The organism is Plantactinospora siamensis (genome assembly GCF_042434095.1).
In the GTDB taxonomy this organism is placed as follows: Bacteria; Actinomycetota; Actinomycetes; order Mycobacteriales; family Micromonosporaceae; genus KBS50.
In genome coordinates, this window is record NZ_JBHLUE010000019.1 from 57,028 (window position 1) to 69,005 (window position 11,978).

The 11,978-nt window shown below is 72.0% G+C and carries 13 protein-coding genes; 4 read left to right on the forward strand and 9 right to left on the reverse strand.

Features of this window, described 5'->3' with window-relative positions:
• Positions 1-57 precede the first annotated feature (57 nt).
• Positions 58-1,962, reverse strand: a complete 1,905-nt coding sequence (locus tag ACFFHU_RS22615; RefSeq protein ID WP_377342010.1) for an N-6 DNA methylase — start codon at positions 1,960-1,962, stop codon at positions 58-60.
• Between the two features lie 107 nt (positions 1,963-2,069).
• On the opposite strand from ACFFHU_RS22615, the gene ACFFHU_RS22620 reads away from it, so the two are divergent.
• The 4 genes from ACFFHU_RS22620 (at position 2,070) to ACFFHU_RS22635 (ending at position 5,871) form a co-directional block, all read left to right on the forward strand.
• On the forward strand, positions 2,070-2,633 hold the full coding sequence (locus tag ACFFHU_RS22620; RefSeq protein ID WP_377342011.1) for a DUF4352 domain-containing protein: 564 nt from the start codon (positions 2,070-2,072) through the stop codon (positions 2,631-2,633).
• A 75-nt stretch (positions 2,634-2,708) separates the two neighbouring features.
• Positions 2,709-4,496, forward strand: coding sequence for a DUF6119 family protein (locus tag ACFFHU_RS22625; RefSeq protein WP_377342013.1), 1,788 nt, complete (start codon positions 2,709-2,711; stop codon positions 4,494-4,496).
• A gap of 24 nt (positions 4,497-4,520) precedes the next feature.
• Positions 4,521-4,790: a hypothetical protein gene (locus ACFFHU_RS22630; RefSeq protein WP_377342015.1), complete on the forward strand. Its 270-nt coding sequence runs from the start codon at positions 4,521-4,523 to the stop codon at positions 4,788-4,790.
• 145 nt (positions 4,791-4,935) lie between these two features.
• Positions 4,936-5,871, forward strand: coding sequence for an HNH endonuclease (locus ACFFHU_RS22635; protein ID WP_377342017.1), 936 nt, complete (start codon positions 4,936-4,938; stop codon positions 5,869-5,871).
• Between the two features lie 14 nt (positions 5,872-5,885).
• On the opposite strand, the gene ACFFHU_RS22640 is transcribed toward ACFFHU_RS22635, so the two are convergent.
• The 8 genes from ACFFHU_RS22640 to ACFFHU_RS22675 form a co-directional block, all read right to left on the reverse strand.
• Positions 5,886-6,266, reverse strand: coding sequence for a VOC family protein (locus tag ACFFHU_RS22640; RefSeq protein WP_377342019.1), 381 nt, complete (start codon positions 6,264-6,266; stop codon positions 5,886-5,888).
• Positions 6,267-6,393: 127 nt separating this feature from the next.
• A complete protein-coding gene (locus ACFFHU_RS22645; protein ID WP_377342021.1) occupies positions 6,394-6,987 on the reverse strand; it encodes a hypothetical protein in 594 nt (197 codons plus the stop codon).
• A 3-nt stretch (positions 6,988-6,990) separates the two neighbouring features.
• Positions 6,991-7,404 carry a hypothetical protein gene (locus ACFFHU_RS22650; RefSeq protein ID WP_377342023.1) on the reverse strand — a complete coding sequence of 138 codons (414 nt, stop codon included), beginning with the start codon at positions 7,402-7,404 and terminating at the stop codon, positions 6,991-6,993.
• Entirely contained in the window at positions 7,401-8,486 is a 1,086-nt protein-coding gene (locus ACFFHU_RS22655) for an amidase domain-containing protein (RefSeq protein WP_377342024.1), read from the reverse strand. The genes ACFFHU_RS22650 and ACFFHU_RS22655 overlap by 4 nt, the downstream gene beginning before the upstream one ends.
• 574 nt (positions 8,487-9,060) lie before the next feature.
• The gene (locus ACFFHU_RS22660) at positions 9,061-9,936 is read right to left on the reverse strand and encodes an alpha/beta hydrolase (protein WP_377342026.1); all 876 of its coding nucleotides are present in this window, start codon (positions 9,934-9,936) and stop codon (positions 9,061-9,063) included.
• A gap of 24 nt (positions 9,937-9,960) precedes the next feature.
• Positions 9,961-10,299 carry a YciI family protein gene (locus ACFFHU_RS22665; protein WP_377342027.1) on the reverse strand — a complete coding sequence of 113 codons (339 nt, stop codon included), beginning with the start codon at positions 10,297-10,299 and terminating at the stop codon, positions 9,961-9,963.
• Between the two features lie 22 nt (positions 10,300-10,321).
• A complete protein-coding gene (locus ACFFHU_RS22670) occupies positions 10,322-10,711 on the reverse strand; it encodes a hypothetical protein (protein ID WP_377342028.1) in 390 nt (129 codons plus the stop codon).
• 139 nt (positions 10,712-10,850) lie between these two features.
• Positions 10,851-11,939: a CE1 family esterase gene (locus ACFFHU_RS22675; protein ID WP_377342030.1), complete on the reverse strand. Its 1,089-nt coding sequence runs from the start codon at positions 11,937-11,939 to the stop codon at positions 10,851-10,853.
• Positions 11,940-11,978: the final 39 nt, after the last annotated feature.

Genomic DNA, 11,978 nt, shown 5'->3' on the forward strand with positions numbered 1-11,978 from the left:
CCGCTCGGCGCGTAACATCCTCCGACTGTCATGATCACCTAGGCCGGGCAGGTTCCTCTACCGCCCCGGCCGGCCAGAGCCGGGCTTGAGCACGCCTCGGGCCAGTCCATCGGCCGTGGCCTGCGCCAACTCTTCGCCCAGACTGCTCGCTTGTCGGATAGCCGACTCGAAGGCGTCGAGCCGGCAGAACGCCTCGCCCAGCTCCCGCTGCTCCCCCACCGGCACCCGCGCCACCTGCGCCCGCCGGATGTCGAACCGCAGCGTCCCGGACAGGCTGCTGGCCTGTCGCTCGTTGTCGGTGGTGCGCACCTGCCCGGCCAGGAACCACGGGTCCAGCGCGGCCGGGTTTGGCCGCAGCAGGTAGATGTGCCGGCCGAGCAGCGCGCCGCCGGGCTCGTCAACGACCCGGGCCGTGAGCCGGGGCGCGATCATCGGCACCAGCACGTCGCCGGCTTCCAGGAGGATCCGCGGGGTCAGCCCGTCGTCGCGTCCGGAGGGCGGCCGGTTGCGCACGATGTCCTCGGCGGTCATCACGGGGCCACCGGCCTCCGGCTCGGCGGCCGAGGATGAGGACGCGGCGCGTACCGGTCCGAGCAGCTGGAGCGCCCCGGCGCGCGCCAGATCCGCGACCGAGGTGGTGGGTGGTGCGGTCGTGGTGTCGGCGCCGGCCGTGACCTCCGGCAGCAGCGCGGGCAGCTCGGCCAGCAGCGCGGCCAGCCTTTCCCGGGTACGGCCTACCTGCTCCCCCGCCACGTCGGCGTGCGCCACCGGTTGCCGGCGGGCGGGCGTGAGGTCGACCTCGTCGTCCAGCAGCTCGATGATGGGCAAGGTACGGGCGAAGTCGGGCTCCTCGATGGACTCGCCGGGCCACGCGACGAACCGGCGGTAAGTCTCGACCGTCCGGGCGTATGCCGCGGCCAGGTCCGGGCCGGCCGCCGCCACGTCGATGAGCAGCAGCTGGGCGGGCGCCGCGGTCTCCGGTGCGGGTCGCCGCAGCACCCACAGGTGCAGCGGTACGGCGTGCGTGGCCGCGGCCCGGGCGGGCAGCGCCACGACTGCCCGCAGCGCGCCGCGGCGCAGCAGCTCGGCCCGGATCCTTCGCCCGGCGCGGCGGCTGGCGGCGGCGGGCGGCATGAGCATGACGGCAGAGCCGCCCTCCCGCAGGTGCGCGAGGGCGTGCTGCACCCAGGCCAGCTCGGGCTCGGTGCGTGGCGGCACGCCGTACACCCAGCGGGGATCGTAGCCGAGTTCCTCCTGGCCCCAGTTGGTGAGGCCGATCGGGGTGCCGCAGACGACCGCGTCGACGGTGGTGTCGGCGTACGCGTCGTGTCGGAGCGAGTCGCCGATCCGGACCTCGCCGGTGGTCTGGTGCAGCGCGAGCCAGATCTGCGCGACACGCGCGGTGGGCGCCTCGATTTCCTGGCCGCAGATGGCGGTGGCGCCGGCGCGGGCCGCCGCGCGGAGGATCCGGCCGGCGCCGCAGGCCGGGTCGAGGACGGTACGTCGGTCCGCGCCGGCCAGGTCGACCATCAGTTTGGACAGGTCGTCGACGGTGGCCCGGGGCCGGCCGCTGGGGGTGTCGGCGAACTGCCGCAGCAGCTCGTCGTACGTCTCGGCGGCGCCACACTGCGCGGCCACCTCCGCGGCGTCCCGGAGCAGGTCGTCGGTCGGGGTGGATCCGGGGTGCAGCAGGTGCTCGCCGACGGCGACCAGGAGGTCGATCTGGGCGTCACCGGCCGAGGCGAGCCGCCGGGCCAGCCGGTCGGCTGCGGACGCCTCGGGCAGCTTGCCCTGCTCGCGCAGCCAGCCCTCGACCTGGGTCAGTTCGAACTCCGGGCTGTTGGCGGTGCCACCGACGGGCGCCGGGAAGTCGGGGTGCCGCTTGCGCCAGTTGCTGACGGCGGCTCGGCCGACGCCGGCGAGGCGGGCGATGTCGGCGGCTGTGACCGTTGGACTCTCCACCCGAACAGTGTGGCACAGCCGTCAAGCATCGTGTCTGTTGACAGTGTTCACGTCCAGATGCTCTCATGGATGTCATCACAACCAATCACCTTTGTGGAGGCACCCTCATGCGCAAGCTCCCCATCCTCGGAATCGTCGCGGCGTCCGCCCTCGCCCTCGGCTGCGGCGCCGGCTCGACCACCGGCGGCGACAAGCCCGACGACAAGCAGGCCAGCGGCGGCAGCGCCGCTAGCAGCAGCGGCTCGAAGCCGGCCGGCACGGACGCCGGCGCGGCCACCATCGGCCGCCCGGTCCGGGACGGAAAGTTCGAGTTCGTGGTCAAGAAGGTCACCTGCGGCGTGGGCAAGGTCGGCAGCTCGATGCTCAACCAGAAGCCGCAGGGGCAGTTCTGCCTGGTCACCGTCACCGTGAAGAACATCGGCAAGCGGGCGCAGACGCTCGACGGCGCCAGCCAGCAGGCGTACGCGGCCAACGGCACCGAGTACTCCACCGACGCCGAGGCCGGGATCTACGCCAACCAGGACGGCAACAGCACGTTCTTCAACGACATCAACCCCGGCAACCAGGTCACCGGAGTGCTGGTGTTCGACGTACCGAAGAACGTCAAGCTCGCCAAGCTCGAGCTGCACGACTCGGCCTTCTCCGGCGGCGTCACCGTCCGCCTGGCCTGAACCCTCACCATCCCGAGCCGGGCGCGGAACCGCGAAACCCGCCTGGCCCACCACCCCCACCACGAGGAGCACACCGTGCACCGCACCCAGCGCCACCGCACCGGCGGCGGCCCGACGCACCGGCCGCCCACCCGTACCGACCAGAGCCGGCCCACGACCGACCCGCCGCCCAGCGAGGCCGACCCGCCCGAGCCGCCGCCCGCGGTGGGTCCGTCCTCGGTTCGCCCCCGCGACACGTACCGCACCACGCTGTACCGCTTGGACCGGGTCCCGCCGAGCAAGGAGGGACTGGCCGAGGCGCTGAACAGCGAATACCTGGCCGACCGGGACATCTCCATCGAGGAGCGGCGGATCGCGGACGCGCCGGCGCTGGTGGTGCGCGGCATCGTCCGCTGCGACCGCGCCGACTGGTGCGATCCCCTCGACCGGATGACCGGCCGCGCCCCGGACATCGGTCACGCCAGTGCCGGCTGCGCCGTGGTCATCGCCGTCGACGACCAGGTGTACGCGCTGACCTACGGCGCCCTCGGCCGGTTCCTGGTCGACACCTCCCTGGCCAGCCCCGACTTCGGCCTCGCCTTCGCCGTCCGGTCGGTGTCCCCGCAGAAGATCCGGCAGGTCCGCCGCAAGGTGTTCGGCACGGGTGGTCGGGTCGACCGCAACCTGGTGCCGTCCGGCCAGCACATCCGCTGGTACGGCATCGACAAGTGGGGCGAGATCGTCGGGCAGCTCGCCGGGCCTATCGTCAACCCCCGGCTCACCGCCTGCGGCCCGGCGGGGCGGTCCACCAGCATCAGCGGCGGCACCTCGCTCGGGATCGACCTGGGCGTCGAGCCCCCCGACCTGCTCGCCGACCTGCGGGAGATCGCTCGGGTGTGCCGGCGCGAGTCGCCGCTGGCCGACCTCGAGTTCGTCACCCAGATCCGGCCGATCCAGCGCGGCGACGCGCGGCTGGCCGACGTCACCGGGCGGCTGGACAAACTGCTCGGGCAGGCCGAGCCGGACGGCGTCGGGCTGGCCGTCCCGGGCGACCTGGTGGACCGGATCGAGGACGCGCGGGCGTACCGGCTGCGGGTGGCGTACGCCGGTCGGAAGCCGGCAGTGGTCGCGGACCTGGCCCTCGACGACATCCTCGCCCAGACCCGGGAGGCGCCGGCCGGGCAGCGTTGGGACGGCCTGCGCAAGGGCCGGATCGGCCTGTACGCGGACGCGGCGGGCCGCGACGAGCTGGGTAGCGCGCCGGCGGACCGCTGGCTGACCGCGCAGCTCGCGCACGGCGCCAGCCAGCTGTTTCTGCACGAGGGCCGCTGGTACGAGATCGGCGAACGGCACCTGGAGTTCCTGCAGGCGGAGATCGCGGAGATCCTCGCCCGGCCGACCGCCGTGGCCCTGCCGCCGTGGCCCGTCGGGATGGAGGAGAAGGACTACAACGACCTGGCGGCCGGCGCCAGCGGCTACGTGCCGCTCGACCGGCGGCTGCTGCGGACCGCTCAGCATCCTCGCGGCATCGAGGGCGCGGACCTGCTCGGCCCCGGCGGGGAGCTGATCCACGTCAAGCGGGCCTCCGGCAGCGCCCCGCTGAGCCACCTGTTCGCGCAGGGTGTGGTCGCGGTGGACGCGCTCAAGTACGAGCGTGACGCGCGGGCGCGGTTGGTCGAGCGGGTCCGCGCCGAACGGCCCCGTCACTGGCTCGGGCTCGACTTCCGGCCGCACACGGTGGTGTACGCCATCGCGCTGGACCGGGGTCGTGCCCTCACGGCCGGCTCGTTTTTCACCTTCGCCCAGGTGGCCCTCTACCGCGCGGTCAAGGCGCTGCGTGCCGAGAACGTCGACGTGCAGGTCGTCGGCATCCCTTCGTCCTGAGCCCTCCTTGAGTTAGGAGCTGTCATGCGTCCCGACGAGTTCCTCCGCGCCGCCCACCTCCTCCCGCACGAGCTGCGGGTCCGCGCCAACGCGCTGCGCCCGTACCTGCGGGCGCAGGGGTGCGCCGAGTGCGAGCGGATCGGCGACCAGCTCAGCCTCGCCCTCACCGCTGCCACGTATGACGAGATGGTGGCTGCCGGTCAGCTGTTGGCCGCCGCCGAGCGGCGAGCCGCCGCGCACGACGGTTCGCACGACCCGCCAACTGCAGGGTTGGGGCGGCTGTGGGCGGCGTAGCGACCTACCATCGGTACGGCTGCAATCCCGGTGCTGCACAGACGGGCGATCGGGCGGCGGACACCGGGAGTTCCCGTCGCTCGCGCCCGTACCAGTCGGGTATCGGACAGCCCGGTCCACGCTCGCTCGCGGCAAGATCTGTTTCGTGCGCGCGTATGTCGGGGTGACGGACGGCGAGTGGTACCGGTTCCTGGCGGCCCGACCCGACGTGACCGAGGTGAACTTCTGGCGGCCGTCGACGAAGGCGGCCTTCCGCGCCCTCCAACCGGGCGAGCCGTTCTTCTTCAAGAGCCACCACCCGCACAACCGGATCGTCGGCGGCGGCTTCTTCAGCGGGTTCGTGCCGCTGCGGCTGTCCGAGGCGTGGTCCACCTTCTATGAGGGCAACGGCGTGGAAAGCCTGGCCGCGTTGCGCCGCAGTGTCGGCCGGTACCGCAAGGCGCCGCTTGGGCCCGACGAGGATCCCGAGATCGGGTGCGTGCTGATCCGCGACACGGTCTTCTTCCCGCCCGACCAGCCGGCCGAACCGCCACCGGACTTCGCCCCGAACGTGGTGCAGGGCAAGGGCTACGACCTCGCCGACCCGTCGTACGCCGGCTACTTCGGGTTGCTGATGCAGCGCCTGCTCGGGCACACCGTCGAGTTCGACCTGAGCGAGCCGTGGCACCGGCCCGGCCCGGTGTACGGGGACAAGCGGCTGGCGCCGTACCGGCTCGGTCAGCAGGCGTTCAAGGCCGTGGTGCTCGGCGCGTACGGGCGGCGCTGCGCCATCACCGGCGGCCGGATCCAGCCGGTGCTGCAGGCCGCGCACATCCGGCCGCTGCCGGTGGGCGGCGAGCACCGGCTGGACAACGGGCTGCTGCTGCGCTCCGACGTGCACACCCTGTTCGACCGGGGCTATCTCGGTGTCGACCCGAAGTATCGGCTGCAGGTCAGTCCCCGGCTGCGCGCCGAGTTCGGCAACGGCGAGGAGTTCTATTCACGCGCCGGCGAGCAGATCGCCGCGCCGCAGGCACCACGAGATCGGCCGAACCGTGAGTTCCTGGAGTGGCACCAGGACCAGGCCTTCCGGCGTGCCTGACGGCTGTCGAGGCCTCATTGCCCGTGGCAGACGGCTTCCACGTTGTGGCCGTCCAGGTCCCGTAGGTAGACCGCGTAGTAGCCGGGGTGGTATTCCGGCCACTCCCGCGGGGCGTGCAGCACCTCGACACCCGCGGCCACCGCAGCGGCGTGCACCGCGTCGACGGCCTCCCGGTCGGCGGCGCGGAACGCCAGGTGGGCCTCCCGGGTCTCGGCGCCGGCGGCGGGACTGAGCCAAAAGCTGGGGTTGCCGTCCGGGCCGGCGAACCCGACCACGAAGGAGCCGCCGACGGGGAACCGCATGGCCTCGCGGATGCCGAGCGGCGCGAAGGCCCGCAGGTAGAAGGCGACGGACGCCTCGACGTCGGCGACCTGGACTCCAACGTGATCGAGCATGGCGCGGACGCTACCGACTACGTACGACACTTCCGCTCCGATGACGCCCTCGGGGATGACCGCCATCCGCGGCCATCCCCGAGGTTGGTGCCGTTTCAGTTCACGGCGCCGACGGTGTCACCGTCGCCTACAGATTCGACGAGCCGTATGAACCCCAGGCGTCGCCCCACAGGTCAAGGCCGATGTAGGACGTACCGGCACACCAGCTGATGCAGAACTTGGCCTGGGCGACGGTGTCGTACCGGGTACGGGACGGGTTGTAGTAGCCGGTCGGGCTGTTGGTCCACTTGTCGAAGGACCACCCGAAGTTGGTGTAGGTGCTCCAGTTGTAGCCGCCTCCCCAGACCGAGGAGCCGTCCTGGCACCAGTTGATGGTGCCGTTGAGGCGCATCAGCGTGCCGCCGTAGATGTTGTCCTTCCACTGGGACCGCGACCAGGTCCAGCACGAGGACGAGGCCAGCGCCACCTGTTCGTTTGCCGAGAGCGGCCGGCCGGCCGCGGCGCGGGTCTGCGCGTACTGCTGGGACGAGATCCGGGAGATCGGCCCGGACGAGGCGCGGGTGACCACCGGGGTCGTCACGTCGGTGAGCGGCGGCGGCGCCGCGGAAGCTGGCGGGGCCGGGGCCACCGGCTTGGCCGGAGCGGCGCTGGCGGGGCTGCCGGCGAGCAGCACGATCAGCGCCACCCCGGCGGTCAGGACGGGGTGGAGACTCTTGTTCATCTGTCAGGTCCCTTTCGGGTGAGCATTCTTGTTGGGCCCGAGGGCCACGAACCAGCGATCGTCGTGGCGGTAGAGCCACAGCGTCTCGACGTAGTCGGAACCGCTGACCGTGCCCGTGATCTGCACCGACTTGGTGTGGTCGGACTCGGTGTCGGCGAAGGCGGTCCGGGTCACCTGCAACTTCCCGCCCCCGAAGCGGCTCAGCCGCGCCGAGATCTCGGCCCGCGAGTCGTGGTCGGGGTCGGCCACCTGCTCCAGTTGGTGGCGATCGTCAGCGGCCAGCCCGGAGGTGTAGGCGGACACGGCGGCGGCCGGAGTGGCGGCCCCCCGGGGGCCACGGGTGCCGAGATACACGGCGACCGCCGCGACCACGACAACCAGCACGCCGGCCGCCGTCAGCACAACTCTTCTGCTCATGTCCGGTGAGCGTACTTCCAGGCGTTGTAATTGCTCGCGCTCGCCATGATTTCCGTCAGTCGCTTGTCCCGGTAGTCCGAACCGTGCTGGGTCATCAGTGGACCGGTGGAGTCCCGACCGGTGCACACCTGGGTGTGGCTGATGTTGCCGTCGAAATCGTAGTCGTACTGGAGGACGTCACCGCTGCCCATGTCGTACATGTAAATGATGTACGTCCGGCCGGATCCGGTCGCGAACCAGTACCAGTTCTCGGCGCCGCCCCACGTGTAGCTCGACGTGCTGGCGTATGACCCGTACCACCAGTTGGAATTGCTGCTGCGGGAACTGAACGGCCATGATCCGACGGTCTGCCAGCCGCCCGCGCGCATGACCTGGGAGGCGAAATTCGTGCAGTCATCGGAATAGCTGGGATAGGCGGGATTCCGTCCGGTGGCCCAGGCCCGGGCATAGTTGACCATGGCTGTGTAGTCGTATCCACCGGACAGCGTCACGGGACCGCTGTCGACGAACTTGACCTGGGACGGAGCGCCGGCGGCTCGGACGTTGGACGTGGGGCGCCGGCTGGACGCCGTGCCGGCGGTGGCCGCCCCGGCCGCCCGCCGGGCGTTGAGCTGGCGCATGTCGGCCGGCAGTTCGTCCTCGAACTGGGTGGCTGGCGTCGAGAAGGGATTGGCCGGCAGGTACTGAGCCCGGGCCAGCCGCCAGGTCGACCCGGTGCGGTGCAGCTCCAGCTCGTGGTCGACCCAGTAGGTCATGTGGTCCACGTCTCCGGGGGCGACAACGGCGTAGTACAGGTCCGTCTGCTCGGTGACCCGTGCGATGAGCCTCGATCCCTGCGTGTCGACGCTTCCGACCTGGATGGACGTGGCGGCGCGGCGATATCCGCCGTGCAGGTGGTTGAGCTGGGCCCGGACGGCCGCGAGACGGTCCCCGTGCGTCCGCGAGAGGGCAGCCTGCGCCGCCACCTGCGGAATGGGCGTGGCCAGCGGTCCGGCCGCCGTGACGCGGCTGGCCCGATCGGCGAAATAGGCGGTGGCGATGGCCTGCAACTGGCGGAGATCGGCCGGTTCACCGGATGCCACCGGGGCAGCCAAGGCCCGTCCCGGCATTGCCAGGGCCGCCCCACCAAGGGCGGCTGCGGACAGAATCGTCCTTCGATCCATGTGTATCCTCCCCCGTGATCGTGTGACCAATCGGCCGCACGATCACGAATTTAGATACCTGGACAGTGAAGGGAAATCATCTTTTCAGTCAGAGGGGTTCCCCGGAGTCGGCCGACTCGGACATGCGGGATACATACCATGCGGGGGAAACCATGATCGTCCTTAGTGAATGTTCATTGACTCAGTCGGATTGCTGACTGGAGGGCAACTTATTGGAAGTAAAAAATATTTCGACAGGACAAGCAATGATTCCAGGCCCAGCCGGTAGCTGCCGTCGATCCGATCCCCTTCGGCCGCGTGCCGCCGGTGCGCCCATGCCGCCCTGTATCGCCGTACCGCTGGAGCAGCAGTCGAGGATTACCCTCCGGGCCGGGCAGGCCGCTGCGTTGACCTCCGGCGCAGCAGGCCGTACCGCACGGCCCTGCGCAGCCGGATGAGGCCGGCCCGGCCGGGCGCGAGGAAGAGGTCAACGGCCGTGAGTCTCGCTGGCGCGTCAGGTCGCGGCGGTGGTGCGGACCAGGAAGGCCGCCACGGTCCCGGCCACGGCGGTCCATCCGCTGTCTGTGGTGCCGAGCAGGTCCCAGCCGTGGGTCGTGGCCTGCGGTCCGGTCAACACGTCGAGGTGCTTGTCCGCCGAGCCGGTGTCCCGGTACAGGGCCTGCACCTCGCCCCGCTTCAGGTGCGGGTCGTCGCTGGCGACCACATAGAGCGCTGGGCAGCGGATGACGCGCACCGCCGCGCCGACCGTGAGCGGCACCGCCGTCCCCCCGACGTGCGGGGTGAAGCTCGCATGGCAGGACAGGCAGACAACCGCCGAGACCGCCGACTGCGGCTCGGCCGCGGCGGCCAACGCGACGGTGCCGCCCATCGACGCGCCCAGGACCGCCACCCGCCGCGCTCCCCGGCGGTGCAGCTCGGCCACGGCGCCGGAGACGTCGGCCGCCAGGTCGGCCCGGGCCGCGTCGGTGGGGGGACAAGCCGAGCTGCCGAAGCAGCGCAGATCCAGATCCAGCACGTGCAGCCCGCGCTGGCTCAGGTACACCGCGTACGGCCAGAACCCGCACAGGTCCGCCGGGTACTCGTGGACCAGGACCACCCCGGCCGCACCGGACCCCACCTCGGCGGCGTCCAGGCGTACGCCGTCGGAAGCGGCGAGGGTAACGATGCGCCCGCTCGCCTGCGGACCTCCACACCGCTGCCCCGGGGACTCGATCGACGCCGACGCCGCCGGGCGGGGGTGACCGCTGCTGGGCGCGGACGAGCAGCCGGAGACCGCCAGCGCGAGGAGGCTGACGATCGCGATGACCCGTCGACGCCAGTCAGCCGGGCGCCACCGGCGACCGGTGACGTTGATGCGATCCATCCTCATCCCGGCAATGTAGGACCCGAACCGTCAGCTCGTCGGCAGCGCGGCGCCGGGAAAGCCCCGGCAGGGGTGCACGGTGTAGCTGAGGACGCCGGCCTGGATGGCGGGGTCGCCGTCCAGGATCTGGCTGACCTCGTTCGGCCCGTCAACGAAGATGCCGATGCCGGCCAGCCCGGTCCCGTCCCCGACCGGAAAGACGAGCGGCATCGCGCCGTCGGCCTGCAGTTGCATGTTGCGCCGGCCGTGCTCCCAGATGATCTTGTCGGTGCCTTCCATTCCGTACCGGTCGGTGGTTCGCAGCACGACCATGGTGTACCGGGCCGTGGCAGCCAGCCGTTCGCGCATCATCTCGTCGGTGAATGTCATTGCCGCCTGCTTTCCGCGGTGCTCAGGACCGCCTCGTCAAGGTTCGTCTCCGGACCAGCTGCGCCAGCGCCAGCAGCAGCACCACACCGGGCACCGCGAGCCACAGCTGGATCAGGCTGTACCGGCGCAGCTGACCGCGGACGTCCACCCCGGCCAGCTCGCCGGCCAGCGCGCCGGGCCGGGTCAGCGTGGCCGCGTGCAGGGCCAGCGGAAAGTAGTTCGCCCCGATCCCCGCCAGCGCCAGCGCCAGAAGGCGACCGGTGGCGCCGGCCGACCAGAGCCACCAGGCACCGAAACCCGCGCACACCACGGTGCCGAAGAACTCGACGATGACCACCCGCCGCCGCCAGCGCGACCCGCTGGCGCCGTGCATGTCCAGGGCCGCCAGCCGACGGACGTCCAGAAGGGTCACGAGCCTCGTCCCATCTCCGTCGGTGTCACGGCTGTCGAGCCCGCCTAGATCACACCCGACCGGCCCACCCGTGTCATCCGACTGGAGAACGACCCGCCGTCCACCGCGGGTAGCACGGGCGCCGACCAGACCGCGGCGCTCAGCGGGCCACGGCGGGTAGCCGGTGGGCGGCGAGGAAGCCCCAGATCACCGCTGCGGTCGGGTTGCCGGCCAGGGTCGCCGGCCAGCGATGACCACCGGTTACCCGGTACGCGGCGACCGCCGTACCCGGGGCGCAGCCGCTCCACCGGCGCACCCGCACGGCCGGGGTGTCCACCGCGACGGCCGGCCTCGCCGCGCAGCGGTCCAGGGTGGCCCACCCGGCCAGCCAGTCGTCGACCGGCGGCAGCACCCAGGAGGGGTCGCCCCGGTCGCCCCCATAGGCGACGACCGGATCGTCGACGGCGTGGACGTCCAGGATGGACACCGGCCGCGCCGGCCGGCAGCCGCCGTCCTTCGGCAGGTACATGTTGCCCACGACGGGGGCGACCGCGGCGATCCGGTCGGACAGCCGGCAGGCGAGGTAGTTGGCCATCCCGCCGCCGTTGGAGGTCCCGGTGGCGTAGATCCGGCTCGGGTCGACGCAGTAGTCGGCGGCTAGCGTGTCCAGCAGGCCGCGGGTGGCCGGCAGTTCCTCGATGCCGTAATCCACCGGTCCGGCGCTGGCCCACATCGGCGACCCGGTGGAGTCGGGCAGCCCCTGCGGATACACGGCGAGGAACCCGCTCCGGTCGGCCAGGCCGCTGAAGCCGGTCTCGGCGGCCGCGCCTGCCGAACTGCCGCCGTGGCCGTGGTAGACCAGCAGCACCGGGTACGCCTGCCCGGGCCGGTACCCGGCCGGGACGTGCACCAGCGCCGTACGGGTCCGCCGCCCCTCGGCCGTGGCCGGGTCGACGGCGACCTCGACGGTACGGTCCTGCCCCGCCGTGGCGGGTCGACCGCATCCCGAGCGGGCGGGCCGGCCGGTGGGCGCGCCGGCGCCGGGGATGGCGCCACCGGTCACCGCGGCGGCGGGTGCGCCACCCGGCGAGCCGGTCACCAGGGAGGCGGGTGTGCCGCCCGGCGAGCCGGTGCGGGCAGCGGAGTCCCGGCTCGGTGCCGGTGCCGAACACCCGGCCGCCAGCAGCGCCACGAGCACGCCCGCCACCGTCGGCACCCCGGCGGTCCGGCGGAAGGCCCTCGCGTACACCGGGCCTTCCTACCACGCCATGGCCATTCACGATCGGAC

Coding starts and splice junctions, on each gene's coding strand:
- ACFFHU_RS22620 (WP_377342011.1), top strand. CDS start 2,070: ATGCGCAAGCTCCCCATCCTCGGAATCGTCGCGGCGTCCGCCCTCGCC.
- ACFFHU_RS22630 (WP_377342015.1), top strand. CDS start 4,521: ATGCGTCCCGACGAGTTCCTCCGCGCCGCCCACCTCCTCCCGCACGAG.
- ACFFHU_RS22650 (WP_377342023.1), bottom strand. CDS start 7,404: ATGAGCAGAAGAGTTGTGCTGACGGCGGCCGGCGTGCTGGTTGTCGTG.
- ACFFHU_RS22640 (WP_377342019.1), bottom strand. CDS start 6,266: ATGCTCGATCACGTTGGAGTCCAGGTCGCCGACGTCGAGGCGTCCGTC.
- ACFFHU_RS22665 (WP_377342027.1), bottom strand. CDS start 10,299: ATGACATTCACCGACGAGATGATGCGCGAACGGCTGGCTGCCACGGCC.
- ACFFHU_RS22645 (WP_377342021.1), bottom strand. CDS start 6,987: ATGAACAAGAGTCTCCACCCCGTCCTGACCGCCGGGGTGGCGCTGATC.
- ACFFHU_RS22660 (WP_377342026.1), bottom strand. CDS start 9,936: ATGAGGATGGATCGCATCAACGTCACCGGTCGCCGGTGGCGCCCGGCT.